The organism is Tsukamurella conjunctivitidis (genome assembly GCF_007858475.1).
Lineage (GTDB): Bacteria > Actinomycetota > Actinomycetes > Mycobacteriales > Mycobacteriaceae > Tsukamurella > Tsukamurella conjunctivitidis.
Map to the genome: position 1 here is coordinate 55,629 of NZ_VIGX01000013.1, position 24,239 is coordinate 79,867.

The window sequence follows — 24,239 nt, forward strand, 5'->3', positions numbered from 1 at the left end:
GTTTGGTCGGCATGCCGAACGAATCCGCTCCTGCCGCCCCGCTGACCCCCGAAGAGATCAGCGAGCGCACCGCGAGCGCCGTCGGCCACCATTACGTGCATCGCGACACCTACCTCGTGGGCCGGGAGAAGGTCCGCGAGTACGCCCTCGCGTCCCAGTTCACCGCTCCGGTCCACTTCGACGTCGAGGCGGCACGCGCCGCAGGGTACGCCGACCTCATCGCGCCGCCGATGCTCGTGAGTGTGGCGGGCATCGTCTCCAACCGCCCGCTGTTCGACGATTCGATCATCGGGTACGGCGCGAGCCAGCTGATGCAGGCCGACGAGAGCATGGTCTACCACCGGCCGGTGCTCGCGGGCGACGAGTTGACCATCCACGTGCACGTGGACAAGCACCGCCGCGTCGGCGGCTACGACATGGTCACCATCCGCAACGAGATGTACTCGCAGGACGACGAGCACCTGGTCACGCTCTCCACCACGCTCATCGGCGGCTCGCCCGACGGCGCCGACGCACCCGACATCAGCGAGGCCGCCGAGAAGATCGTCATGCACGGCGTCATCAACGCCTGAGGCCCCGCGCTCACCGCGCGAACTGCAGCACCACGTCGTAGCCGATCTTGCAGATGAACGCGGAGACCACGACGAGGAAGATCACCTTGACGAAGCCGCTGCCCTTGGCGACCGCGGTTCGCGCGCCGAGGTATCCGCCCGCGACGTTCGCGCACGCCATCGCGGCGCCGAGTTTCCAGTAGCCCGCGCCCTGCGGCAGGAAGACCACGAGCGAGGCGAGGTTGGTCGCGAAGTTCGCGACCTTCGCCTTCGCCGAGGCCTCGAGGAAGGCGTACCCCATGAGGCCGACCATCGCGAAGACGAGGAAGGACCCGGTCCCCGGCCCGAGCGCACCGTCGTACACCCCGATCGCGAACCCGGCCAGTCCGGCCGTCACGAGGTGCCGGTGCCCGCGGTAGCGCAGGGCGGTCTCGTCGCCGAGATCCGGCTGCCGCAGCGTGTAGGCGAAGACGGCGATCAGCGCCGCGAGGATGATCGGGTTGAACGCCGAGCGCGGGATGTGCGAGGCGATCAGGGATCCCGCGATCGCGCCCGCGAACGCCGGGACCGCGAGCGCGACGGCGGTGCGCCAGTCCGGGCGTACGCGTCGCCAGTAGGTGATGCTGCTGGTCGTCGTGCCCGCGATCGAGGCCATCTTGTTGGTCGCGAGCAGGTGGATCGGCGCAGCCGAGGGGAAGGCGATCAGCAACGCGGGCAGCTGGATCAGGCCGCCGCCGCCCACCACGGAGTCCACCCACCCCGCGGCGAGGGCCGCGAGCAGCAGCAGGAGCAGGGTGGTCGTGGTGATGTCGGGCACCGAACGATCGTGCTGTAATGGCCTTGTGCATATCAACCCTTACGGCGAGGGGCCGGTACTCCTGGCCGTCGAGCTGGCGAACGATCCGGCCGTCGACCTCGACGACCTGCTTCGACGGTGCGATACGCACGACATGGTGGCCGAAGCGGTACGGCCGGAGGACTTCGACGGGTGTCGCGCGCTGATCGGGCAGTGGCTCACCGTCGTCGACGCGAAGGACGTGGGTACGCGGGTCGAGCGCCTCAACACGCTGCTCGCGGAGCACGCCTCCCACCCCCGCCTGACGGACCACGCCGGCTCCGGCTGGCACATCCACTACCGCGAGTCGGGCGCCACGCTGACCGGCCAGCTCGCGGTCCTCATCCTCACCGGCACGGCGCTGCACCTGACCACGCGCGGCATGAACCGCTTGGGGCGATGCGCGTCCTCGGACTGCGACGCCGTCTTCGCCGACGTCTCCCGCAACGGCCGCCAGCGGTACTGCTCACCCCGGTGCGGCAGCCGCGAGGCCGTGCGCCGCCATCGCGCGATCTGACAACGGATACTGCATTAGTCATCACAGAAGCAACGGTCCGCGGCCACCAGGGCTTCCTCATCCTGATGCGCTTCCTCAAGCAGCCGGGACCGTACTGCCGCGATTGCGGCATCGCGACGGTTCGCGAGATGTCCGCGAAGAGCCTGTGGCAGGGGTGGACGAGCTTCTTCTCCGTCCTGATCAATCCACTCACGCTCCTGTGGAACCTGGTGATCCGGATCCGCTTGCAGCGCCTGCCCGCCGTCCAGCAGCCCGGCCCCGTCGCCTCGATGGACGAGGGCAGGCCGCTGTACCGGAGACTCGGGATGCTCGGCCTGTTGATTCCGCTCGCCGTCCTCGGCTGGCTCCTCTACAACAAGTTCATCGTGCACGAGTACGACGCGACCGGCGCGAGCGCGGGAGAGTGCGTGGCCACCTCCGGCGACAGGCTCACGGTGGTCGTGGGCTGCAACGAGCCGCGCGCCGACTACCGCGTCGCGGGGAGGCTGCCCGGCACCGTCGACCCGGCGGGGTGCGAGGCCTACCCGAGCACCACTAAGAGCTTCGCGGAAACGCGCAGGAGCGAGAAGTACGTGCTGTGCCTGGAGCCGATCACGAGGTAGTCGCGCGGGAGTCCTCTCGGATGGGCCGGCGGGCGAGCCACGCCGCCACGATCGCACCGGAGACGTTGTGCCACAGCGAGAAGACCGCCGAGGGCAGCGCTGCGAGCGGTGAGAAATGGGCCGTCGCCAGCGTGGCCGCAAGACCGGAGTTCTGCATCCCGACCTCGAAGGCGAGCGCGCGGCGGGCGCGATCGTCGAGGCGGCCGACCTTGCCGGCCAGGTAGCCGAGACCCAGGCCGAATCCGTTGTGCAGCACCACCGCGAGGAAGACGATGCCGCCCGCCGCGGCGAGCTTGCTCGCGCTGCCCGCCACCACGATCGCGACGATGAACGCGATGACGATGGCGGATGCCCAGGGCAGCACCGGGAGCGCCCGCGCCACGAGATCCTTCGCGAACCGTCGCGCCAGCACGCCGAGGATCACCGGCAGGAGAACGGTCTTGACGATGTCGAGCACCATCCCGCCGGCGTCGATCGGCAGGTAGGAGCCCGCGAGCAGGAGGACGAGCAGCGGCGTGACGACCGGCGCGATGAGCGTCGAGACGCTCGCGACCGCCACCGACAGCGCCACGTCGCCCTTGGCCAGGAAGGCCATCACGTTCGACGCGGTACCCGACGGTGCGCAGCCCACGAGGATCACGCCGACCGCCAGCTCCGGCTCGAGCTGCAGCCCGTGGGCGATCACCCAGCCCGCGCCCGGCATGATCACGTAGTGCGCGACGATGCCCAGCACGACCGCCCAGGGACGCTTCGCCACCGACGCCAGGTCCGGCGGCGTCAGTGTGAGCCCCATGCAGAACATGATCACGCCCAGCAGGTACGGCACCGACGGCGCCAGCGGCGTGAACGTGCTCGGCGTCAGGTAGCCGACCACGCCCGCCACGAGGACCAGGAGCGGGAAGACGGTGACCGCCGTCCGCGCGACCCGAGCCTCCGCCGCGAGGGCGGGGTTCGCAGGTGTTCCGGGCGACGGTTCCGACGACATGCTTCGATCGTCTCACTTCCCGTCCCGCGGGGGCGACGCACCACCGTCACGGCTCCGCCGAACCCCCGGCGGCCGCGCGGCGGATCGCGGCGACGGCGTCACGAACCCGGGGATCGGCGATGATCCGCGCCGTGCCCCATACCGCGTGGGTGGAGAGCGCGCCGGCACCGTCGACCTCGAGGAAGACGACGTCCTCGTCCCGGAGGAGCCGCGCGGCGGTCCCCGTGTCGCGGGTCGACAAGGTGAAGGCCTGCCCCGCCGCGACCAGCTGTGCGACGCCGGCGAAGTTGGAGTCCGCGACAGTCGCGCGACGGTGCACCCCGGCCGCGCGGAGCGCTTCATCGAGGCGTCCGTAGAGCGCCGGGGCCGCTGTCGCGTCGATCGACGCGAAGGCGAGGTCGGCGAGCTCCGACAGGTGCACGGACGTCCGATCACCGAGGGCTGTGCCGCGACCGACCACCGCATAGCTGCGCCGCCGCTCGAGCAGAACAGAGTCCACGCCCGGCTCCTCGATCGGGCCGTGCGCGACCGCCAACCCCAGATCCCCGGCACGCAGACTCGCGAGCAACGGGCCGGTGTGGGCAGGGGCGAGCACGACCTCGACGCCGGGGCACGCCTCGGCGATCGCGGCGAGCACGAGGTCCCGCGACGCCGCTGAGACATCGGGCGCGATGCCGACGGTCATCCTGGCCGGCGCCGCCGACTCGGCGATCGCGTCGAATCGCGCCACCACGTCGGCGGCGCGGGGCAGCAGGTCGGCACCGTCCGGTGTGAGCTCCAGCCGGTGGTGCGCCCGGACGAACAGCGCGACCCCCAATTCGCGCTCCAGGTCGCGGATCCGGCGGCTCAGGGGCGACGCCGCCATGTGCAGGCGGTCGGCCGCGCGAGCGACGGTGCCCTCCTCGGCGGCGGCCACGAAGTACCGCAGGTGCCAGATCTCCACGACCGCAGCCTAGCCCGCACCGGACCGCAGCGGTCCGGTTCACCGGCCGGAACGGTCCTGGTCCGACGATGCCCGGCGGCCTACCGTCGGACGGAGACGACGTGAGCCAGGAGGCGGATATGGACCAGCGACCGGTGCGGATCGCGAACTTCTCGGGCTATCTGGGCGATCGCGCGACGGCGATCGCCGAGGTGATCGCCGGCGACCCTGTCGATGTGCTGGTGGGGGACTATCTGGCCGAGATCACCCTGGCGGGTCTCGTCGCCGCGCACCGCGCGGACCCGAGCGCGGGGTACGTGCCCGCTTTCGTCGACCAGGTCCGCCCGCACCTCGGTGTCCTCGCCGAACGAGGGCTGAAGGTGGTGACGAACGCGGGCGGCTTCAATCCCGCCGCGCTGGCCGCGACCCTCCGCGGGGAGGCACGGCTCGCCGGGGCCGCGCTGACGATCGCGCACGTCGAGGGCGATGCGGTGTTCGACCGCCTCGAGGAGCTGGCCGCTGCCGGTCATCGGCTGGACAACCTCGACGACGGCGCACCGATCTCCTCGTGGCGGGCCCGGCCCGTCGCGGCGAACGCCTACCTCGGCGGCTGGGGCATCACCGCCGCCCTGGCCTCGGGTGCCGACATCGTGGTGTGCGGGCGCGTCACGGACGCCTCGCTGATCACGGGCCCCGCAGCCTGGTGGCACGGTTGGGGGCGCGAGGACTTCGACGCGCTCGCCGGTGCCGTCGTCGCGGGGCACATCATCGAGTGCGGGCCGCAGGCGGTCGGGGGGAACTTCTCCGGTTTCACCGCCCTCGGCGACCTGCGCCGCCCCGGCTTCCCGATCGCGGAGATCGCCGCCGACGGCACCGCCGTCATCACCAAGCACGCCCGCGACGGCGGAGCCGTCACCGTGGACACCGTCACCGCACAGCTCGTCTACGAGATCCAGGGCCCGCAGTACCTGAATCCCGACGTCACCGTCGACCTGCAGCACGTCCGGCTGGAGCAGGATGCGCCGGACCGGGTGCGGGTCGCGGGCGCCGCCGGCGCGCCTCCCCCGGCGACGACCAAGGTCGCCGCCTTCGGCGTCGTCGGCCACCGCGTGGTGGGCACCGTCTTCGCCACGGGCACCGACGTTCCCGCGAAGGTGGAGTTGCTGCGCTCGCAGCTCGAGCTGGATCGGCCCGAGGGCGTCACGGTGACCGTCACCCAGGTCGGCGTGCCGGCCGAGGATCCCGAGACCCAGTGGGAGGCCACCGTCGCACTGCGCGTCCTGGCCACCGCTCCGGCCGCCGAAACGCTTGCCGAGTACAACCTGATCCGGCGGCTCGGCAGCCTCTACCTGCAGAGCTTCCCCGGCATCTTCCACGACGGCGCGTCGGTGCTGCAGGGCAAGCCCGTGCCGACCGTCGACTACTGGCCGGGCCTCCTGCCGACCGCGGTGCTCGTGCACCGTGCCGTCCTCGCCGACGGCACCGGCGTCGAGATCGCACCCCCGCAGCGGACGCTGGTTCCCGCGCAGCCCGTCCATCCGGAGCCCGCCGAGGCTCCGGAATCGGTTCCGACGGTCTCGATGCCGCTCGGCGAGGTCGCCCACGCCCGCAGTGGCGACAAGGGCGGCAACAGCAATGTCGGCATCTGGGCGCCGGATGCGGCGGCGTGGCCCTGGCTGCGGCGCTTCCTCAGCACCGACGAGATGCGTCGCCTGTTCCCGGACGCCAAGGACCTCGACATCGTGCGGCACGAATTCCCGGAGATCCGGGCCGTGCACTTCGTCTTCCGGGGACTGCTCGGTACCGGCGGCTCCTCGAACGATCGGATCGACCAGGTGGGCAAGGCCGTCGGCGAGTACCTCCGCTCCCGCATCGTGCCCGTGCCCGAGTCCGTTCTCACCACCACCGATACGGAGACCCGACGATGACCGATCCCCTCGCCGACCGCATCCGCGCCGCCGTCGCGGCGCCGGCCACCGACGCCGCCTTCGACCTGAATGCCGCTCTCGACGAGGTGCTCTCCGGCCTCGGCATGTCGGCGGCCGACACCGGGGGCGCGATCCGGTTCCGCGGCGCGGATCCCGTGGTGCCCAGTACGTTGCGCATCGGCGGCGCCACGTCGATCGCGCTCGCCGCCAAGTCCGCGGCGGTCGCGAAGCTGTGGCGGCTGCGCGGGGGGCAGGGCCAGGACATCGACATCGACCTGCGCCCGACGCCGCACCGACTGTGCCCCTTCTACGATCGCCGTTGGGAACTGGTGAACGGCTACCCCGCGGCGTCGTCGGCCAATGCCACCAACGCCTTCGGTTTCCGCTTCTACTCCACGCGCGACGGGCGGTGGGTGATGCCGCTCAACCCGTACCCGAAGATCAAGGTCGCGGCGCAGAAGCTGCTGGGGGTCCCCGACGACGAGGATGCGGTCGCGGCCGCGATCGCACGGCGGGACGGCCTCGAGCTCGAGGAGTCGGCTGCGGCCGCGGGGGTCGTGCTGCCGATGCTGCGCACCGTCGAGGAGTTCCTCGCGCATCCGCAGTACCTCGAGGGGGTGGCGGGCACGCCCCTGGTGGAGATCACGAGGATCGGCGACTCGGAACCGGAGCCGCTTCCGGCGGGCGAGCAACCCCTCTCCGGCATCCGCGCCCTCGGGATGGGCCATGTCATCGCCGGCGCCGGCGCCGGGCGTTCGCTCGCGCTGCACGGCGCCGACGTGCTCAACGTCTGGCGGCCGGGCGAGCACGAGCACGACACCACCTACGTCACCGCCAACGTCGGGGTGCGCTCGTGCGTCCTGAGTCCGTACCGCGAGGACGGAGCCGCCCGCCTGCGCGAATTGGCCGGCGACGCCGACGTCTTCTACGCGAACCGGCGGCCCGGCTACCTGGCGTCCGTCGGAATGTCCGCCGAGCAGTTGGCGGAACGCCGCCCCGGCATCATCCACGCCACCGCGTCGCTGTTCGGCACCGGCGGCCCGTGGACCGACCGCGTCGGTTTCGACCAGACCGCGGGCAGCCTCGTAGGCATGATGAATCTCGAGGGCGGAGAGGGAGCTCCGGCACTGCCACCGATCCTGGTGGTGAACGACTACATCGTCTCCTGGCTCATGGCGGCGGGCATCACGGAGGCGCTGGCGCGCCGCGCCGTGGACGGCGGCAGCTACCGCGTGCACGTCTCGCTGGTGCGCGCCGCGCTGTGGGTCCTCTCGCTGGGTGTCTTCGACCGCGAGTACGCGCACGCGATTGCGGGAACGCCCGGCGAGCACGAGTACCTGCCACCCGAGACCTTCACCGCCGCTACGCCCCTCGGGCAGTACCAGGGCGTGACCGACCAGGTGCGGATGTCCGCGACGCCCGGCGCGTACCGCACCGTTCTCGTGCCTCGCGGCTCGAGCGCCCCGGAATGGCTGCCGGTCTGAAACGATCGGGCTAGCGGCGGTTCCGGCGCCGCTCGGCCGGGGTCCGTCCCTCCTCCGCAAGGGGTGCATCGAGAACCTTCTGCGCCCCGAGGATCGAGCCGCGCACTCGCAGCCGCAGGCGGAGGTCGAGGAGCAGAACCCGGGCGTAGATCCGGATCGCGTCCGGGTTCACCACATCGGCGACGCGGAGCAGCCGGAGGAGCCTGTCGAACCAGAGTTGCTCGGCCGCCGACCACTCCCAGCCCAGCAGGTCGCGGAACTGCGGCGGGAGATTGCCCCGCGTGAGGAAGTGGTTGATCGGGCCGAAGACCTTCGCCAGCACCCAGCCCGGGGGACCGAGCGCCTCGCCGAGGAACATGAAGTCGGAGAGCGACTTCAGATCGTCCCGCACCTCCGGGGCGATCGAGAGCGACGGCAGCATCGCGTTCCAGTAGTCCTCGAACTCCTGCCAGTCCTTGGGCCATGCGGACTCCGGCACGTTCACGCCCGTCGCGAGTGGGGCGGCGGCGGGCGTCAGGACGTCGAGGGTGGCCCGCTCGAGCGGGCCGTAGAGGAACTCGTACTGGTCGATGTAGAAGCGGTACAGGCACGCCGCCACCCAGAGCTGCAGGTCGCGGGCGTTGCCGCTGTATCCGACCGGGCTGCTCTCCGTCGAGTGCACGTGAGCGTGCACCGCGCGCATCTCCTCCCGGAAAGCCGCCCGGTCGGCCTCGTTCCCCACCACCGAGACCACGAGGTGCTGCGTGGTGGTCCGCAGCCGCTTGAACGGCCGCCGGCGCGGGCTCCCGGAGGCGACCCTGCTCTCGTGTACGCCGTGGCCGACTGCGGGCAGCGAGAGCTGCATGACGATGTTCGCGACGCCGCTCGTCAGGCCGACCATCGTCATCAGGTCCGTGAGCGTTTCGGGCTGTCGCGCGCGGCGGGAGCGGGTCAATACCTGATCGATGACGGGCATGTCCCTATCATGCAACCGCACACCCCGGCGCGCACCCGAATCGAGAACATTCGGTAACTTAGCGGTGCCCGCTCATCGCTTGCCGTCGCCGAAGGGCCCGTCCCGCTCCGCGACCGCCGTCCGGAATCCGGCCGCGGCGGCCCGCTGCTGGAACGCGTACCCCTCCCGCGTGTGCCGGGAGACACCGTCGAAGACCGTGCTGATCATGGCGGAGTTGCCCACGCCCTGCGCGAGGAGCGCACTGTTGAGCGCGAGCTTGGTCATGATGAGCTGGTTGATGGGCAGCCGCGCGATGCGCGCGACCAGTTCCTCGGTCCGCTCGTCGAGCCGGTCCGGGGCCGGGGCCTCGACGGCGAGGCCCCACTCGGCGGCCTGCGCGCCGGTGATGGTGTCGCCGGTCAGGAGCAGGCGCTTCGCCCGTTGATCGCCGACGCGGTGCGCCCACATGCCGGCGGCCGGGACGCCCCACACCCGGGTGGGCGGGTAGCCGATCCGGGTGTCGGCGGCGCAGATGATCTGGTCGGCGTACAGGGCGATGTCGGTGCCGCCGGCGACCGCGAAGCCGTGCAGCTTCGCCACGGTGGGCTTGTTCGCATGGAGCAGGCTGGCGAAGCCGCGGTTGAAGCGGCTCATCATCTGATAGTCGATCATCGGATCCCAGGTGCCCGACGGGTCGTGGTTGCGCGCCTGCACCACGGGATCGAGGACGGATCCCGCCACCGCCGCGCGCTCCTCCGGGTTCTCACCGTTCTCGGCGAAGATGGACAGGTCGTAGCCGCCGCAGAAGCCCTTACCGCGCCCGGCGACCAGGATCACGTGCACCCTCGGGTCCAGGTCCGCCCGTTCCACCGCGTCCGCGAGTTCGATCGGCGTGTCCGCGGTGATCGCGTTGCCGCGCTCGGGCCGGTCGAAGGTGATCCGGGCGACCCGCCCGGTCACCTCGTAGATCAGCGTCCGGTAGCGCACCTCCCGATCGTCGGGAGTGCGTCCTGCGTACTGCGGGGAGTCGGTCTGCGGGTCCCGCCATGCGGCGGGCCGGTCTGCAGCGTCGGTCATCGGCGATCTCCTGATTGTGGTGACGGATCAGTGCACGGGGCCCGTTGCTGCCCGGCGGATCTCGTCCGCCGCGTCCCTCTGCGCCGCGAGTTCGGCCCGCGAGTAGAAGGTGCGCCAGCCGGGATTCCCGAAGCGCCGGCGCAGACCGAAGTAGACGGGCCCGAAGAGACCCGCGACCGGCCGTGGCAGAGTGCGCCAGAACAGCCCGTGGATCTCGCGCTCCATGCGGTCGATCACCGTGGGGCGCAGACCCAACTCGTCGTGGAAGCGCTCCGGAACGCCCGCGAGGATCCCCACGCGGATGGTCCGCACCAGCGGAAGCGAGAGCAGTTGCCACACGGGCAGGGGCACGGCGTCCCAGCCGCGCGGCCTGGGCAGGGTGAGTGCGTGATCGACGATGAACCGCACTTCGGGACCGACCGCGAGGACGTCGTCGACGATCGGCTGCCAGTACTCGACGAAGTCCGCATAGGTATCGGGAAGACCTCGGACGCCGTACCGCCGCCCGATCTCGTTGAGGGCGCGATACGCCTCCGCACGCTCCTCGCCCGTGCGGAACAGCCCGAACTCATCCGCGATATCGATGCCTCCCTTGAGGATCGAACCCCACGTCCAGTTCCAGACGTCCTTGTTCCACGCGTGATAGGGCGAGCCGTCCGGCATCGATCCTGCGATCGGTCGGTGCAGTTCGTACAGTCCGTGCGCGACGTCGTCCGCCTCGGGGCCCGCGAAGACGATCCCCATGACCATCTCGTACGTGCTGATCAAGCGGCGCGACGTGGCCTGCAGATCGGGCAGCCCCTCGCTCCCGTTGAGCGCGCGGTCCTTCTCACTGAGGACGTGTGCGATCTTGGGGTGCAGCGTCGGCATGATGAGGGCGGGGACGTTCGCGTAGAGCAGCACCAGCGGATGGCCCGCGATCCACCGTCCGAATCCGCCGGGAGCCAGGGGGTCGACACCGTCGGGATCACCGGGATGCTCGTCCTGCCGGGCGCGCGGGACGGCATGTTCGTCGAATCCCGGGGCGGGTGCGCCGATATCGGTCATGGCGTGTTCTCCTTGGGGCGATGGGTTGGTCACGCGGCCTCGGTGCGGCGGCGCGGGTTCGTTCACGCGCCGGAGGCGGCGGGGAGGATCGCGGGCTCCGCGAGTCGATCGAGTGCGTCCCGGTACAGCGTCCGCTTGATCGCCGCGAGGTTCGACCCGCGCAGCGGCGCGAGTTCCGCAGCGCGATCGACCGCTGTTGCGAGAACCTCACCCGGCTCGGCGATCTCGTCGACCAGACGGGCGTTCACCGCGGCGTCGGCGTCGTACCGTTCGGCGGTCACCATCGCCGCATGTGCGACGGCCGGCGCCACCCGAGCGGCGACCAGTGCACTCATCCCCGGAAGGAACGGGAAGCCCAGCCGCGCCTCCGGCAGGCACAGGTATCCGCGGTCCGCGCGCATCACCCGCCGGTCGTGGGCCAGCGCGAGGAGCAGACCACCCGCGTAGGTGTGCCCCTGGAGCGCGGCGACCGTGGGAACGCCGGATCCGAGCAGCCTGCCGAGCAGGCTCTGGACGGCGTCCAGATAGCCGTCCAGTGCGAAGGACTCCGGCTCGAGGCCGTTCGAGTAGAACCGCCCGCTCCCCGTGGTGACGAGCGCGGCGGGCCCCGACGCCGATTCCACGTCGTCCAGAACGGCGTGCAGTGCCCCGACCAGCACCCCGTCGAGACGATTCTCTCCGTCCCCGAGGTCGCAGATCAGCACCGCGCCGTCGCGTGTCAGATTCACCATGCCCGCAACATTACATATTTCAATCACTCAACGCAATGTTGTAATGCTTGCCCAGGTGTAGTCTGCCCGATGATGGACAGCGCTCTCGTGCCCCCGGTGACGGCGCGGTCCGCTGTCCTGAGCCTGCTCCTCGGCGCGAGCCCGCCCACGCTCAGCAGTCGCGAGATCATCAGCGCGATGGATCTTTTCGGCATCGCGGAGTCGACGACACGGGTCGCCCTCACCCGGATGGTGGCGAACGGCGACCTCACGCGCGATCGCGGCGTGTACACGCTCTCCGAGCGCCTGGCACAACGCCAGCGTTACGCGCAACCGCCGGAGCAACGGGAGTGGAGCGGGACCTGGGAGATGGCGGTCGTCACCGCCACCGGTCGTAGCGCCGCGGACCGGGTCGCGCTCCGGGAAGAAATGCGCCGGCAGCGGGTCGCCGAGCTCCGGGAGGGCGTCTGGACCCGCCCCGCGAACCTCCGCCGCCCCTGGCCTCGGGCCCTGCTCGACGTCTCGGTCTGCTTCGAGTCGCGGCCCACCTCCGACCCGGCGGCACTCGCCGCACAGCTGTGGGACCTCCCGGCCTGGTCCGCGCGCGGCAACGAGTACCTCGCGCTGATCGCGGCCGTCGACGACGAGCCCACCCGCTTCCGGACGATGGTCGCGGCGGTGCACCACCTGCAGACCGATCCGCTCCTCCCCGCGGAGTTCCTGCCCGCGGACTGGCCCGCCGCGCAGCTGACGTCGTTGTACGACGACTACCGTGCGTGGCTCGCGGAGCTGCGCGAGAGCCTCGCGCCCGTCAGATAGTGTCCGGCGTGGGGCCGAGCATCGTCCAACGCTTCCCGCGCAAACCGCTACGGTTACCGGTGTGCCTGCCACCCGCGCATGCCCGACCGAGGGCCGATGACGTGACGTCCCCTGCGACGGTGCGACAGAGTTCCGTCGCGCTCCTCCACCGGTCGATCCGCGAAGACGACTCCGTCATCAAGACGCGCTGAGACCATGCCCGAGATCGGAGACGACGTCGCCGGGTACGCCCTCCTTCGGCGGCTCGGCCACGGTGGTACCGCGGACGTCTTCCTCGCTCGAAGGCCCGGCGAGCAGGCCGTCGCGCTGAAACTGGCTCGTCGGTCGGGCACGGAAGAGGCTGTGCGTGAGCGCTTCCGGCGGGAGTTCGACGCCGCTGGAACAGTCCACAGCCCGAGCGTCGTCACGCCCATCGAGCTCGGCGAGGCTCCCGCGATGCGCGAAGGACGCGTGATCGGCGCGGCCCGCCCGTGGATCGCTGTGCAGTTCGTGGACGGACGCCCGGCATCCGCCGTCGTTCCGCGCCGCACCGTCGAGCCGGACCTGGCGATCGTTCTTCCCGTACTGGTCGATATCGGCCGCGCCCTCGACGACTGTCACCGGGCCGGGATCCTGCACCGGGATGTCAAGCCCGGCAACGTCCTCATCCGCGACGGTGACCGGCACGGCGTCCGCGGATACCTGACGGACTTCGGAACGGCACAACCCCTCGTGCCGCCGGCCACCGTCCTCTACGACGGCGACCTCCTCCTCTCGGTCCCGTATGCCGCGCCCGAACTGTTGCGAGCGCAGGACCTGTCCCCGCAGACCGACGGGTACGCCTTCGCGGCCACCGCGTTCGAGTTGCTCACCGGGCAGCCGCCCTTCCGGCGCAGCACCGACTTCGCCATCAGGTACGCGCAACTCCACGACCCCGTGCCGCCGCCGGACTCCGTACGACGGTGGCTCCCCTCCGGCCTCACGGCCGTGTTCCGCAAGGCGCTGGCCAAGCGGCCCGAGGACCGATACGCAACCTGCTCGCGACTCGCAGAGATCCTCTACCGCGCACTCCGCGATGTGCAGCCGCTACCGTCGCGCGGCGGCAAGTAGCGCGGCCGTAACAGAAACGGCACCGTTCTCGTCACGAGCCGCACCTACCGTTCCCGGGCATGACGTCACCAACGGATTACGACAACTCGGTCCTCGCACACGAGGAGGAGGGGTATCACAAGACCCTGAAACCGCGACAGATCCAGATGATCGCGATCGGCGGCGCGATCGGAACCGGCCTGTTCATGGGCGCCGGCAGCCGACTGCACGATGCCGGTCCCGGCCTGTTCCTCGTCTACGCGGTGTGCGGCCTCGTCGTCTTCTTCATCCTTCGCGCTCTCGGCGAGTTGGTGCTGCATCGCCCGTCCTCGGGGTCCTTCGTCTCGTACGCGCGCGAATTCTTCGGGGAGAAGACGGCCTTCGTCACGGGGTGGCTGTACTTCTTCAACTGGGCGGCGACCGCGATCGTGGACGTGACCGCGATCGCCCTGTACGTCCACTACTGGGGCGCCTTCGAGGCGATACCCCAGTGGACGATCGCCCTGATCGCGTTGGCGATCGTCATGGCCATGAACATCATCTCCGTCAAGCTCTTCGGCGAGATGGAGTTCTGGGCGGCGATCATCAAGGTCGTCGCACTGGTCGGATTCCTCGTCGTCGGCATCGTCATCCTCGCCTCGCGCATGAAGGTCGACGGCCACACGACCGGTCCCTCGCTCATCGCCGACAACGGAGGCCTGCTCCCGGTCGGCGCCCTGCCGCTGGTCATCGTGGTCTCGGGCGTCGTCTTCGCCTACGCCGCCGTCGAGCTCGTCGGCATCGCGGCGGGCGAGACCGCCGAGCCCGCCAAGGTCATGCCGCGCGCCATCAACTCCGTGATCGTGCGCATCGCCGTCTTCTACGTGGGCTCCCTCATCCTGCTCGCGCTGCTCGTGCCCTATACCGAATTCGCCAAGGGCACCAGCCCGTTCGTCACCTTCTTCTCCAAGATCGGCGTACCGTACGCCGGCGACGTCATGAACCTCGTCGTTCTCACCGCGGCCCTGTCCAGCCTCAACGCAGGCCTGTACTCCACGGGCCGGATCCTGCGGTCGATGGCACTCAACGGCAGCGGCCCGGCGTTCACCGGCACGATGAACCGCAACGGCGTCCCCTTCGGCGGTATCGCCCTCACCGGTGCGCTCACCCTGCTCGGCGTGGTGCTCAACATGTTCGTCCCGGAGGAGGCCTTCAACATCGCGCTCGACCTCTCCGCGCTGGGCATCATCTCGACGTGGGCGATGATCCTGCTGTGCCAGATCCAGCTGCACCGATGGGCCGACAAGGGCATCGTCACCCGGCCGACGTTCCGACAGCTCCTGTCCCCCTGGAGCAGCTACGCATCCCTCGTCTTCCTCGCCGCCGTCATCGTCCTGATGTGTTACGAGAACATCTGGAACCTGTACGCGATCATCGCCCTGGTGCCGATGCTCGTCGGCGGCTGGTACGCGGTGCGCGGCAAGGTGATGGCCGCAGCGGCCGAGCGCGTCGGCTACACCGGCCGGTACCCCGTACTCCCCGAGCCGCCCATCCCGACCGACCACGGTCGCGACGCGGAATGAGCCGAGCCGCAGTGAACGACACGCCCAGGCCGTTCCCCCGGAAGAACGTGTCAATCCGGGCCATCGGGCGGTTCCCTGGGCCACTGTCGTGTTCCTGGAAACCGCCCCTGACCTGCGGAAGCGGAGGGATTTGAACCCCCGGTGGTTTCACCCACGCTCGCTTTCAAGTCACCGCTAACTGGGTAAACGTGATCGTAGCGGACGCACCTGAAGTGTCCCGACGTGCACCTCGGAGTGCCTGATCGCGCTGCCGCAGGACGGGATAGTGGCAGAACTGTGGCAGGTGCGCGAGAGTCCGCCCACACGGCAGATCGCGCGAGTACACAAGCAGGCACTCGGCCGTAGGTAGGTGCACCGCGGCCGCGTGCTCGTCGACAGTCTGCGCCCGACCGCGAGGTGACAGACCGCCCTCCCAGCCTCTCAAACAGCCCCGATCAGAAGACATACGACCGTCGGCCCGTGGCCGATCATCCGGTCGAGTTGGACCGAAACCTCACGCCACCCGGCGCGCAGGTTCAGTCTCACGGTGGATTCGACAGGATTTCCTTTGGCGACGATGGTGACGACGCGCTCGACGTCGGCGGGATGGATGAACGGCTCCAGACCGCTGGAGACCGGGCGGGCTACCTGCGGCGCCCCCTGTCCGATCCATGTCATCACGCCACCGTGCCGGAGGTCGATCATCGCTGCGTATCGGTTTGACCGGTCGAGGCTCAATCTGAGTGCGTCGTGGTCGATGGTCGCGAACGTGGCTTCCCACGGGTCCAGGCGCACGGTTATGTCCTGGTCCACACCCCGGATGACCATGCGCCCTCCCAAGGCGATCACCCGGCGGACCGACCTGATCAAATGATCCGACCCGTCATCGTGTCGCGCGAGGAACTCGTTGACGAAGGAGTCGCCAGGCACCGGGTCGTAGACTCCCCGCATCGCCTTGGTCACCTCTGCCAGCCCGAGCACCCGCCGAAAGACGTCCGCGAGTCCGAACGGACTGGCGACGCTGCGACGCTCCTCCACGCCGTACATCCGCTGGAAATCGTCTGTCCAGAAGGACCGCAACGGCTTCCCCGGCACGCCCACGATCCACTCGTACCCCGCCACGAAGGGCCTCGCCCTAGGGTCCGCCTCACCTATACCAAGCTGGACGGCGTGCACCCGCTTTGACGGACCGAACACCGGAACGGCCTGAACGGTACCGCCATCACCGATCGGCATCTCGACGGGCCGTCCCGCCCGCTGAACCTCGCTGACCGCCTTCAGCGCGGCCACGCGAACCCCACTGCGGAGGTACGTTCCCAGCGGCCGGAAGTTCCGTGCGCGATCGTCCTCGGACACAACTGTTGGCACTTCCGAGAGGGTCTCAACCAGGAGCCACATTCCTTGGACAATAGCCACTTCGACTCCGTCCTTCTCGGTGGAAACATGGACGCCGCCCGCGGACGCCTACTCCAGGAAGTCGCTCACCAGCGAGAGGACCTTCTCCGGCTGCTCGACCAGCAGCATGTGGCCGCTGTCGACCTCCGCGTAGGTGCTCCCGACGATGAGCTGCGCGAGCTCCTGCACCTTTTCGACCGGCACGATCGCATCCGCGGTTCCCGCCACGAGCAGTGTGGGCGCGGTGATTCGGGGCGCCAGTTCGCGGATGTCGATCGTGATGTTCAGGTCGATCTGTCGCGAGGTCCCGACGTGCGGGACGGTGCCGCGCACGGCCTCGTCGACCCCGTCACCGAGTGCCGCGACGAACTGGGGGCTGAACAGCAACAGGACGAGGAATTCGCCGTAGGCCCGGTCGTCGAGATCGGCCAACCGGCGCCACAGGCCCATGAAGAGCTCGTGGCGCGGGTCGGGGCCGGCCCACCCCGCCAGCAGGACCAACCGGCGCACGCGATCCGGGTACCGTCCGGCGTACGCCGCCGCGAGCACCGCCCCGAGCGAGAAGCCGAGGAGGTCGACGGGGCCGTCGTGGGTCCGGTCGTGGAGCGCCGCGATCCGATCGACGATGACATCGAGGTCGACGCCCTCGAGGTCCGGCTCGTCCCCCGTTCCGGGGAGGTTCGGGCGCACGACGCGGTGGCGTGCGGACAGCGCCGGAAGCAGATGCCCGAAGTTGAGCTCGCCGTCGGCGCCGGTGCCGTGGATCAGGAGCAACGGAGTTCCGTCCCCGTCGTCGAAGTAGTCGAGCTCGGAGGCCGGAGTGGCGTGGAAGGTCATAGTGCGCCTTTCTGGGGTTGGGAGGTGCGGCGGAACAGACGAGGAGCCTCGCGAGCGCCGAAGTGGCGCATGGCCGGGCGTTCGACGAGGGTGTGCAGGGCCCATCCCGCGAGCACGGTCGCGAGGAAGAACCCGAGGAGGATGAGAACAGCGACGGGCGTGGAGTACAGGCGCGCGTCCATGACCTTGGTCCGCACCGAGTACATGAGGACGTACTGCGCCATGTAGAAGCCGAAGGAGATGTCGCCGAGCCACTGGAACGCGGGAGTCGCCATCAACCCCGTCCGACCCGACAGGTCGGCCGCGGCGAACGACCCGACCACGAGCAGCAACGGCACGATCAGGACCGCCGTCAGGCTGAACAGGAACGGCGCCCGCAGGTCGATCAGGTACGCCGCGACGAGCAGCCCGACGGCCGCCGCCGGCCGCACCGCGGGCCATCGTCCGGCGACGACGATCCGCGCGACCACCATGCCGAGAACGAACTCGAAGAGCCGCATCGGCGGGAAGTTGTAGCCGAGCCAGAACTGCAATGACGAGATCGGGAAGCCCTCCGGGGTGCGCGGCAGGCTCGGGACCGCCACCTGCACGACCAGTTCGGCGATCACCATTCCGAGGACCAGCGCGCCGACCATCGGCCACAGGTGCGCCTCCCGCAGGCGCTGGATCCACGGGATGAGGAACGGGAACAGGAGGTAGAAGAGCAGCTCACTGCAGAGGGACCAACTCGGCGGGTTGACGCTGATGTACGTGGCGTGGTCCGGACTCCACGAGTGGAGCAGGAACAGATTGAGCAGCGCGGCCGGCCACGGGGTGGTCCACGCCGCGTAGAGCAGCATGGCGAGCAGCCACATCACGATGTGCGTCGGGAAGATCTTCGCGGCCCGTCGCCGCCAGAAGGCGGTTCGGGGCTGCGGCCGCCAGGTCCACGTGAGGATGAATCCGCTGAGCACGAAGAAGAACGACACGCCCATCCAGCCGGCCTTGCTGAACGCCGTCTGATAGGCGTCGCCGATCCCCCGGTCCGCGAACGGGTTCTGGGGCGGATCCCAGAACGACGCGTGGAAGAAGAAGACCAGCGTCGCCGCGACGAAGCGCAGCCCGGTGAGGGACGGGAGGGCGGGCCGGCGGGCGGGCGCGGCCTCGAGCACCCGCTCGTCCGGTGCGGCGGTCACGACGCCTCCGCCCGGTCGACGGTGTCCACGGCGCCCGGTCCGGCAGCATCCGTCTCCGGGGAGCCGTCCGGCCGCAGCCGGGCGTTGAGGATCGTCACGAAGACCCAGCTCGCCAACGCCAGCCCGGCGGCAGCGAAAGCGATCGACGCGGCACTGCCCGTGGCCTCGAGGACCCGACCCCCGAGCAACGATCCACCGGCCGCGCCGACGCCGAACGCCGACATGTTGGCCGTCAATGCCACGTTCGGGGCGGCCGCCGCCGCAGTGAGCACTCGGGTCTGCAGCAGCGGGATGAGGGCGAAGGTCGCGACACCGAAGAACACCAGCGCCGCGACGGTGAGCGGTACACCGTGAGCGAGGCCGACCAACGCGCAGCTCGCCGCGAAGGCGATACCCGCGGCGAGAAGGCGCGGCGGGAGCTTGCCGTTCGCGAGGCGGCCGCCGAGGACGTTCCCGCCCAGCGAGGCGATGCCGTAACCGAACAGCGCGAGGGAGAATCCGAGTCCGGTGATCCCGGCGGCCTCGTCCAAGGTGGGCTGCAGGTAGGTGATGATGGCGAACATCGCGGCCGAATAGAGCGCGGTCGCCACCACCATGCCGCTCACCTGCGGTGCACGGAGCACGGCGAGTTCGTCGGCGAGCGTGGCTCCGCCGCCGTCGGCGTGCGGCTCGGGCGGCCAGACGGTCATGGCGATCAGGACACTCGCGACGGCTCCGAGCAGGCCGATCACCGCGAACGTCCAGCGCCATCCGGCGATGCCGCTGAACCAGGTCCCGAGCGGGACGCCCACGACCGTGGCGAGGTTGATCCCGAACTGCATGGCCGCGACCGCGGAACCGGACTTGCCGGCCGGAGCCGAGCGCTCGGCCAGGATCACGACGACCGCCATCAGCGTGCCGTGGATTGACGCCGTGAGCACCCGACCGAGGAGGAGCACCGGGAAGGTGGGGGCGAGCGCGACGACGGCGGTACCCGCGGCGAACACCAGCAGCAGTGCGACGGCGACCGTACTCCGTCGGTATCGCAGTGTCACCGCGGTCACCGCCGGGCCGAGGAAGGCCATGGTCAGCGCGTACACGGTCACCGTCAGTCCGACGGTCGCGAGCGAGACGCCGAACCGGGTGGCGAGTCCCTGCAGGATCCCGCTCGGGATCAGCTCCGACGTACCGACCGCGAAGATGGCGAGAATGAGGGGAAGTGCTCTGCGGCTCATGCCACCGTCTCCGATCTCGCGACGGGCGCGGGTACGTGCGATCCGGGCGGGGCGGATGGGGACGGCGACACCGCTGCCTCGGGGCGCGCCCGTCTCCGTGACCACCGGGCGTAGGCGGGCTTCTCGACGAACGTGTAGAGGGCCGCACCGGCGGCGACGCTCACGGCGAGGTACAGCAGCTCGACGCCGATCGCGGCGGGGGCCTCGAAGGTCCTCGGCCCGAGGAGTTTCCGTCCCTCGACCAGGACGAGGGCGTGCACGAGATAGAAGCCGAACGAGATCTCCCCCAACCACTGCATTCGCCGGCCGCGCAGGAGGCTCGAGCGCCCCTTGAGATCACCATGTGCGACGGTGCCGATCAGCAGCACGACCGGCACGAGCATGGTGAGCCGGACGCCGACCAGGTACGGGGTCGCGTACGAGAGCGCGTAGAACGCCGGGAAGGCCGCGAGCACCACTGCGATCGGCACCTGCCGCCACCGGCCGCGGACGAGGATCGTCCCCAGCACCAGGCCGGCGACGAAATCGAACAGGCGCGACGGAGGGAAGACGTAGCCGAACCAGTACTGCAGTTCGGACAACGGCAGATCGTCGGGCGTGTGCGGCGACGAGGGGAACAGGACGTACGCGAGCGCCACACTCACCCCGACGGCCCCGACCGCTGCCGCGAGGGCGGGCCACAGCGCACGGTCGGGAAGCCGGCGGATCAGCACGTAGACGAACGGGCAGCAGAGGTAGAAGAAGAGCTCCGTTGACAACGACCAACTGGGCGGGTTGACGCTCAGGAAGGTCGCGTAATCGGGGACCCAGGTCTGCAGGAGCGTCACGTTCACGCTCGCCTGGGCGACTGTCGTGGTCGCGGCGGCGAACAGGACGAGTGCGATCGCCCAGGTCACGATGTGATTCGGGAAGATCTTGACGAGCCGGCGCCGCCAGAAGGCGCCCTTAGGCTCGCCCGGGCGGTCGATGTACGCCATGACGACGCCGGAGAGCACGAAGAAGAAGGTGACACCGAGACCGCCCGCGTAGCGCGCCGCCGTCGTGAACGCATCGGCGATGCCTCCCGTGTCGAAGACGGAGTTGGCGGGCTTCTGCAATGAGGCGTGGAACAGGAACACCGACAGCGCGGCGAAGAAGCGCAGACCGGTCAGCGAATCGAGCCGAGGCCGAGGGCTGCTCGGCGCCGCGGTCACGACACCGCTCCGGGATCGGGTACGAGGAGGACCTTGCCCCGGCTCCCCTGTTCGACCCGGCGATGTGCTGCCGCCGCCTCGTCGAACGGGTAGACTGCCGCGACCGGGTGAACGTAGACCTCGCCCGCATCCACCGCGCGGACGACCTCGCGCAAATCCGCGGCGTCGACCTCGACACCGAGGTGGTGCAGCGCGAAATCACCCGGTTCGGGCAGCGCGAAGGTCGTGATGGACACGTACCTCCCTCCGGCGACGACCTGTCGCGCCGTCTCGGGCCGACCGGCGCAGTCGATGATCACGTCGAACGGCTGATCCTCCAGGTCGGCGTCGGTGAGCACCTCCGCCCCGTAACCGAAGTCGTCCACCGCGCGGCTCCACGTCGCGACGTCTTCGGCGCGGACCACGAGCGACAGGTGCGCGCCCGACCGGGCGGCGAACCCGGCGGCGAACTGCCCGACTCCGCCCTGCGCCCCGACGACGAGCACCCGCAGACCGGGCCCGAGGGCGGCGGCCCGGACCGCTTGCAGGCCCGTCAGCCCGGCGAGGGGAAGCGCGGCCGCGTCGCACAGGGGCACCGACGCCGGTGCCGGAGCGAGGAATCCGCCGTCGATCGCCACGACCTCCGCCGTGCTCCCGACACCGGTGCCGAGCTGGGCGGTGGTTCCGATCACGCGATCGCCGGGTACCCATCCGGTGGCCGGATCCGCCGACCGCACGACGCCCGCGAGGTCCCAACCCGTCACCGCCGGAGTTGGAGTCGGGATCAGGCCGGAACGGGTAGCTATGTCGACGGGGTTGACCGCCGCGGCGACGACGTCGACGACGACCGCTCCGTCGGGAACGGGCACGTCGACGACGTGCAGCACCTCGGGCGGGCCGGGCCGGTCGAAGACGACGGCCCTCATGCGTCCACTCCGTCAGTGCGACGGTCTGCGACGGGGCATCGCGCCGCGATCGTTCGGACGCGGTTAATGATCAGCGACATGGGGAGACTCCTGAACGGATCGGACGGCGATCGCCGTCGTGCGTTGCGGTGCAACCGCACTCGTCTCCCGCGGCCCACGCAACCACAACGCCGCCGAGCACGCAATCCCGGCAATCGTGACGCCGCTCACATTGACAGTCGCAACGGTCGTGGAGGACTCTCTTAGCAGCGGCAATAGCCGCATCGCCCACGAGTCCCGCCCGACTCTGGAGCCCATCAGGACCGCGCCATCGGACATTCAGCCGTCCGGCCGTTCCTTCTCCCGCGCGACGTCTCCCACCAGCACGGCGCGTGAACACCACACTGCTCGAACCAGCTTGCTCCGCTGGCGCTCTGCGCCGGCCGGCGATCCCGTGCGTCCCCGCTCACCGTCGAGCGGGGCACTCCGGCATCCGTCGAACCGAACTCCGTCACCGACACCGATGGGACTTCGCGATGCGAAACGGCACCAGATTCCAGCAAGGGCTCCACCACACCGTCGTCGATCAGACCACGTGGACAGTCGAGGCGGTCAAACAGGTCCGATACCAGGTTGTCGAAGCGAACGGCCTGTTCCGGCCCGAGAACGACCGACTCCTCACAGCCTGCCCCGACGCGCAGATCCGGCGCGGCGACCGCCGCCTCGTCGTGATCGATCACTCCGTCGACCGGCTCCACGGCGATACGATCCGCGCCTACTTCGACCACCACGGCATCGCGGCGACCGTCGTCCCGCTCCAGGCGCACGAAGCGGCCAAGCAGTGGGACAGCGTCACCCGCGTCGTCGATGTGATGAACGCCTTCGGCATCGACCGCCGGCGCGAACCCGTCCTGGCGATCGGCGGCGGCGTCCTCACCGACGTCGTCGGCTTCGCGGCCAGCCTGTACCGCCGCGGCACGCCGTACGTCCGCATCCCGACCACGCTGATCGGCCTCGTCGACGCGGGCGTCGGCGTGAAGACCGGCGTCAACTACGGAACCGGGAAGAACCGCCTGGGAACCTACGCCCCGGCGATGGCGACCTTCCTCGACCGGACGTTCCTGCGCACGGTCGACGCACGCCACCTCAGCAACGGGCTCGCGGAGATCCTCAAGGTCGCCCTAGTGAAATCGGCCGAGCTCTTCGACATCCTCGAAACCGCGGGTCGAGCCGTGCGCGACGACCGGTTCCAGGGCTCGACGACCGAGCTCGAATCGGCCGCGACGGTGATTATCGCCGAGGCGATCCACCTCATGCTCGAGGAACTCCAGCCGAACCTGTGGGAGTCCACGCTGGAGCGCTGCGTCGACTACGGGCACACCTTCAGCCCGACGGTCGAGATGCACGCTCTCCCCGCACTGCTCCACGGGGAGGCCGTGAACGTCGACATGGCGCTGACCACCGCGATCGGGCGATTGCGCGGCGACGTGACCGAGGCCGAGGCCGAGCGGATCTACCGCGTGATGGAGGACCTCGACCTGCCGCTGTGGGACCCCTCCCTCGACACCCCCGACCTCCTCGTCGACGCGCTCACCGACACCGTGCGGCACCGCGACGGCCAGCAGCGGCTGCCCCTCCCCGTGGGAATCGGGCAGCACCGGTTCGTCAACGACGTGACCCCGGAGGAGATCCGGCGCGCGCTGTTCGCGCTACGGCAACGAGCAGGCGCCGCCGGCGCCGTCGCCCGCACCACGAAGGAGAACGCATGAGCAACACGCCCACCGCCGTCGTCGTCGGCGGCTCGACCGGTATCGGCCGCGGGATCGCCGATGCCTGGGCGGCATCGGGATTCGAGACCCACGTCTTCAGCAGGTCGCGGCCCACGGGGCCCGGCGGCGAGGCACTCCAGTGGCACCGCCTCGACTTCCGGGACCCCACCGAGGCGCGGACGGTCCTCGATGCCGAGGTGCCCGCGCGCGTCGACATCGCGTGCTACTCGTCCATCTACTTCACGCTTCGGCGCGAGAACTTCGTCGACGTGGCGCAGTCCGACTGGCTCGACCAGTTCGACATCAACGTCCACGGCCTGTTCCACACTCTCCGCGCGACGCTCCCCGCGCTCCGGCGCGCGGCGCCGGGGCTGTTCCTGCACGTCTCGTCCGAGGTCGTCTACAACGCGGGCCCGGGCCGAGCGGGCTACACCGCCACCAAGGCCGCGGCCAGCGCCCTCATCGATTCCGTCTCCCAGGAGATCGATCCGACCGACGTCACCTTCGTCCAGACGCTTCCGGTCGGCATGGTCGACTCCCCGGGCATCCGCGCGCGACGTCCCGCCGACTTCGACTACAGCGGGTACATGACCCCCGCCGACTTCGGCCCGCTCGCGGCGCATCTCGCCGCGACCCGCGGGCGGGGCCACGCCTCGGAAGCGCTCGTCGTGCACGAGGACCGCACCTGGACATCCGTCTCCGACGGGATTCCGCTGTCGCAGTCCCGACCGCTGACCACGCAGGGCTGAGGG

24 protein-coding genes are annotated in these 24,239 nt (G+C 70.0%); 10 read left to right on the forward strand and 14 right to left on the reverse strand.

All coding sequences use genetic code 11. The features are described 5' to 3' along the window. Window positions 1-11: 11 nt before the first annotated feature. The gene (locus tag FK530_RS18350; protein WP_146488422.1) at window positions 12-572 is read left to right on the forward strand and encodes a MaoC family dehydratase N-terminal domain-containing protein; all 561 of its coding nucleotides are present in this window, start codon (window positions 12-14) and stop codon (window positions 570-572) included. Window positions 573-582: 10 nt separating this feature from the next. On the opposite strand, the gene FK530_RS18355 is transcribed toward FK530_RS18350, so the two are convergent. Next, on the reverse strand, window positions 583-1,368 hold the full coding sequence (locus FK530_RS18355; protein WP_146488423.1) for a sulfite exporter TauE/SafE family protein: 786 nt from the start codon (window positions 1,366-1,368) through the stop codon (window positions 583-585). A 25-nt stretch (window positions 1,369-1,393) separates the two neighbouring features. Between FK530_RS18355 and FK530_RS18360 the strand changes: the two genes are divergently transcribed. Next, window positions 1,394-1,903 (forward strand): CGNR zinc finger domain-containing protein, encoded by a 510-nt coding sequence (locus tag FK530_RS18360; protein ID WP_146488424.1) that lies wholly within the window; start codon window positions 1,394-1,396, stop codon window positions 1,901-1,903. A gap of 128 nt (window positions 1,904-2,031) precedes the next feature. After that, the gene (locus tag FK530_RS18365; protein ID WP_146488425.1) at window positions 2,032-2,505 is read left to right on the forward strand and encodes an LppU/SCO3897 family protein; all 474 of its coding nucleotides are present in this window, start codon (window positions 2,032-2,034) and stop codon (window positions 2,503-2,505) included. Here FK530_RS18365 and FK530_RS18370 read toward each other — a convergent pair. Together FK530_RS18370 and FK530_RS18375 are read right to left on the reverse strand one after the other, a co-directional pair. Next, window positions 2,495-3,490 (reverse strand): bile acid:sodium symporter family protein, encoded by a 996-nt coding sequence (locus FK530_RS18370; protein WP_146488426.1) that lies wholly within the window; start codon window positions 3,488-3,490, stop codon window positions 2,495-2,497. The genes FK530_RS18365 and FK530_RS18370 overlap by 11 nt on opposite strands. 46 nt (window positions 3,491-3,536) lie before the next feature. Then, complete coding sequence (locus FK530_RS18375) at window positions 3,537-4,433, reverse strand: LysR family transcriptional regulator (RefSeq protein ID WP_146488427.1); 897 nt, start codon at window positions 4,431-4,433, stop codon at window positions 3,537-3,539. Between the two features lie 119 nt (window positions 4,434-4,552). Here FK530_RS18375 and FK530_RS18380 point away from each other — a divergent pair, with 119 nt between their 5' ends. Beyond that, window positions 4,553-6,340, forward strand: coding sequence for an acyclic terpene utilization AtuA family protein (locus FK530_RS18380; protein WP_146488428.1), 1,788 nt, complete (start codon window positions 4,553-4,555; stop codon window positions 6,338-6,340). Continuing rightward, the gene (locus FK530_RS18385) at window positions 6,337-7,824 is read left to right on the forward strand and encodes a CoA transferase (protein ID WP_146488429.1); all 1,488 of its coding nucleotides are present in this window, start codon (window positions 6,337-6,339) and stop codon (window positions 7,822-7,824) included. Before FK530_RS18380 ends, FK530_RS18385 begins: the two co-directional genes overlap by 4 nt. Before the next feature lie 10 nt (window positions 7,825-7,834). On the opposite strand, the gene FK530_RS18390 is transcribed toward FK530_RS18385, so the two are convergent. The 4 genes from FK530_RS18390 to FK530_RS18405 form a co-directional block, all read right to left on the reverse strand. Further along, the gene (locus FK530_RS18390; protein ID WP_166443313.1) at window positions 7,835-8,779 is read right to left on the reverse strand and encodes an oxygenase MpaB family protein; all 945 of its coding nucleotides are present in this window, start codon (window positions 8,777-8,779) and stop codon (window positions 7,835-7,837) included. Between the two features lie 72 nt (window positions 8,780-8,851). Beyond that, window positions 8,852-9,835 (reverse strand): crotonase/enoyl-CoA hydratase family protein, encoded by a 984-nt coding sequence (locus tag FK530_RS18395; protein ID WP_146488431.1) that lies wholly within the window; start codon window positions 9,833-9,835, stop codon window positions 8,852-8,854. Between the two features lie 27 nt (window positions 9,836-9,862). Continuing rightward, a complete protein-coding gene (locus FK530_RS18400) occupies window positions 9,863-10,882 on the reverse strand; it encodes an oxygenase MpaB family protein (protein WP_146488432.1) in 1,020 nt (339 codons plus the stop codon). A gap of 62 nt (window positions 10,883-10,944) precedes the next feature. Next, window positions 10,945-11,613 (reverse strand): enoyl-CoA hydratase/isomerase family protein, encoded by a 669-nt coding sequence (locus tag FK530_RS18405; protein ID WP_146488433.1) that lies wholly within the window; start codon window positions 11,611-11,613, stop codon window positions 10,945-10,947. Between the two features lie 72 nt (window positions 11,614-11,685). Here FK530_RS18405 and FK530_RS18410 point away from each other — a divergent pair, with 72 nt between their 5' ends. The 3 genes from FK530_RS18410 to FK530_RS18420 all read left to right on the forward strand — a co-directional run bounded on the left by FK530_RS18410 (window position 11,686) and on the right by FK530_RS18420 (window position 15,041). Beyond that, the gene (locus tag FK530_RS18410) at window positions 11,686-12,411 is read left to right on the forward strand and encodes a PaaX family transcriptional regulator C-terminal domain-containing protein (protein ID WP_146488434.1); all 726 of its coding nucleotides are present in this window, start codon (window positions 11,686-11,688) and stop codon (window positions 12,409-12,411) included. A 195-nt stretch (window positions 12,412-12,606) separates the two neighbouring features. Beyond that, the gene (locus FK530_RS18415) at window positions 12,607-13,500 is read left to right on the forward strand and encodes a serine/threonine-protein kinase (RefSeq protein WP_146488435.1); all 894 of its coding nucleotides are present in this window, start codon (window positions 12,607-12,609) and stop codon (window positions 13,498-13,500) included. Between the two features lie 59 nt (window positions 13,501-13,559). Next, entirely contained in the window at window positions 13,560-15,041 is a 1,482-nt protein-coding gene (locus FK530_RS18420; RefSeq protein ID WP_146488436.1) for an amino acid permease, read from the forward strand. 420 nt (window positions 15,042-15,461) lie between these two features. On the opposite strand, the gene FK530_RS18425 is transcribed toward FK530_RS18420, so the two are convergent. The 7 genes from FK530_RS18425 to FK530_RS26720 form a co-directional block, all read right to left on the reverse strand. Further along, window positions 15,462-16,418 (reverse strand): GAF domain-containing protein, encoded by a 957-nt coding sequence (locus FK530_RS18425; RefSeq protein ID WP_158645141.1) that lies wholly within the window; start codon window positions 16,416-16,418, stop codon window positions 15,462-15,464. Window positions 16,419-16,484: 66 nt separating this feature from the next. Then, on the reverse strand, window positions 16,485-17,252 hold the full coding sequence (locus FK530_RS18430; protein ID WP_158645142.1) for an alpha/beta fold hydrolase: 768 nt from the start codon (window positions 17,250-17,252) through the stop codon (window positions 16,485-16,487). Next, window positions 17,249-18,427: an acyltransferase family protein gene (locus tag FK530_RS18435; RefSeq protein ID WP_146488439.1), complete on the reverse strand. Its 1,179-nt coding sequence runs from the start codon at window positions 18,425-18,427 to the stop codon at window positions 17,249-17,251. Before FK530_RS18435 ends, FK530_RS18430 begins: the two co-directional genes overlap by 4 nt. After that, window positions 18,424-19,641, reverse strand: coding sequence for an MFS transporter (locus FK530_RS18440; RefSeq protein WP_146488440.1), 1,218 nt, complete (start codon window positions 19,639-19,641; stop codon window positions 18,424-18,426). Before FK530_RS18440 ends, FK530_RS18435 begins: the two co-directional genes overlap by 4 nt. Next, window positions 19,638-20,834, reverse strand: a complete 1,197-nt coding sequence (locus FK530_RS18445) for an acyltransferase family protein (protein ID WP_146488441.1) — start codon at window positions 20,832-20,834, stop codon at window positions 19,638-19,640. Before FK530_RS18445 ends, FK530_RS18440 begins: the two co-directional genes overlap by 4 nt. Next, window positions 20,831-21,739, reverse strand: coding sequence for a zinc-binding dehydrogenase (locus FK530_RS18450; RefSeq protein ID WP_146488442.1), 909 nt, complete (start codon window positions 21,737-21,739; stop codon window positions 20,831-20,833). Before FK530_RS18450 ends, FK530_RS18445 begins: the two co-directional genes overlap by 4 nt. Window positions 21,740-22,035: 296 nt before the next feature. Next, window positions 22,036-22,476 carry a hypothetical protein gene (locus tag FK530_RS26720; RefSeq protein ID WP_231706693.1) on the reverse strand — a complete coding sequence of 147 codons (441 nt, stop codon included), beginning with the start codon at window positions 22,474-22,476 and terminating at the stop codon, window positions 22,036-22,038. Here FK530_RS26720 and FK530_RS18455 point away from each other — a divergent pair. Then, the gene (locus FK530_RS18455) at window positions 22,447-23,487 is read left to right on the forward strand and encodes a sedoheptulose 7-phosphate cyclase (RefSeq protein ID WP_231706694.1); all 1,041 of its coding nucleotides are present in this window, start codon (window positions 22,447-22,449) and stop codon (window positions 23,485-23,487) included. The two genes, FK530_RS26720 and FK530_RS18455, sit on opposite strands and share 30 nt — an antisense overlap. After that, complete coding sequence (locus FK530_RS18460; protein WP_146488444.1) at window positions 23,484-24,236, forward strand: SDR family NAD(P)-dependent oxidoreductase; 753 nt, start codon at window positions 23,484-23,486, stop codon at window positions 24,234-24,236. Before FK530_RS18455 ends, FK530_RS18460 begins: the two co-directional genes overlap by 4 nt. The last annotated feature ends 3 nt before the right edge of the window (window positions 24,237-24,239 follow it).

Coding starts and splice junctions, on each gene's coding strand:
- FK530_RS18385 (WP_146488429.1), top strand. CDS start 6,337: ATGACCGATCCCCTCGCCGACCGCATCCGCGCCGCCGTCGCGGCGCCG.
- FK530_RS18420 (WP_146488436.1), top strand. CDS start 13,560: ATGACGTCACCAACGGATTACGACAACTCGGTCCTCGCACACGAGGAG.
- FK530_RS18370 (WP_146488426.1), bottom strand. CDS start 3,490: ATGTCGTCGGAACCGTCGCCCGGAACACCTGCGAACCCCGCCCTCGCG.
- FK530_RS18440 (WP_146488440.1), bottom strand. CDS start 19,641: ATGAGCCGCAGAGCACTTCCCCTCATTCTCGCCATCTTCGCGGTCGGT.
- FK530_RS18400 (WP_146488432.1), bottom strand. CDS start 10,882: ATGACCGATATCGGCGCACCCGCCCCGGGATTCGACGAACATGCCGTC.
- FK530_RS18395 (WP_146488431.1), bottom strand. CDS start 9,835: ATGACCGACGCTGCAGACCGGCCCGCCGCATGGCGGGACCCGCAGACC.
- FK530_RS18410 (WP_146488434.1), top strand. CDS start 11,686: ATGGACAGCGCTCTCGTGCCCCCGGTGACGGCGCGGTCCGCTGTCCTG.
- FK530_RS18350 (WP_146488422.1), top strand. CDS start 12: ATGCCGAACGAATCCGCTCCTGCCGCCCCGCTGACCCCCGAAGAGATC.
- FK530_RS18380 (WP_146488428.1), top strand. CDS start 4,553: ATGGACCAGCGACCGGTGCGGATCGCGAACTTCTCGGGCTATCTGGGC.
- FK530_RS18390 (WP_166443313.1), bottom strand. CDS start 8,779: ATGCCCGTCATCGATCAGGTATTGACCCGCTCCCGCCGCGCGCGACAG.
- FK530_RS18430 (WP_158645142.1), bottom strand. CDS start 17,252: ATGACCTTCCACGCCACTCCGGCCTCCGAGCTCGACTACTTCGACGAC.
- FK530_RS18405 (WP_146488433.1), bottom strand. CDS start 11,613: ATGGTGAATCTGACACGCGACGGCGCGGTGCTGATCTGCGACCTCGGG.
- FK530_RS18365 (WP_146488425.1), top strand. CDS start 2,032: ATGTCCGCGAAGAGCCTGTGGCAGGGGTGGACGAGCTTCTTCTCCGTC.
- FK530_RS18425 (WP_158645141.1), bottom strand. CDS start 16,418: ATGTGGCTCCTGGTTGAGACCCTCTCGGAAGTGCCAACAGTTGTGTCC.
- FK530_RS18450 (WP_146488442.1), bottom strand. CDS start 21,739: ATGAGGGCCGTCGTCTTCGACCGGCCCGGCCCGCCCGAGGTGCTGCAC.
- FK530_RS18460 (WP_146488444.1), top strand. CDS start 23,484: ATGAGCAACACGCCCACCGCCGTCGTCGTCGGCGGCTCGACCGGTATC.
- FK530_RS18415 (WP_146488435.1), top strand. CDS start 12,607: ATGCCCGAGATCGGAGACGACGTCGCCGGGTACGCCCTCCTTCGGCGG.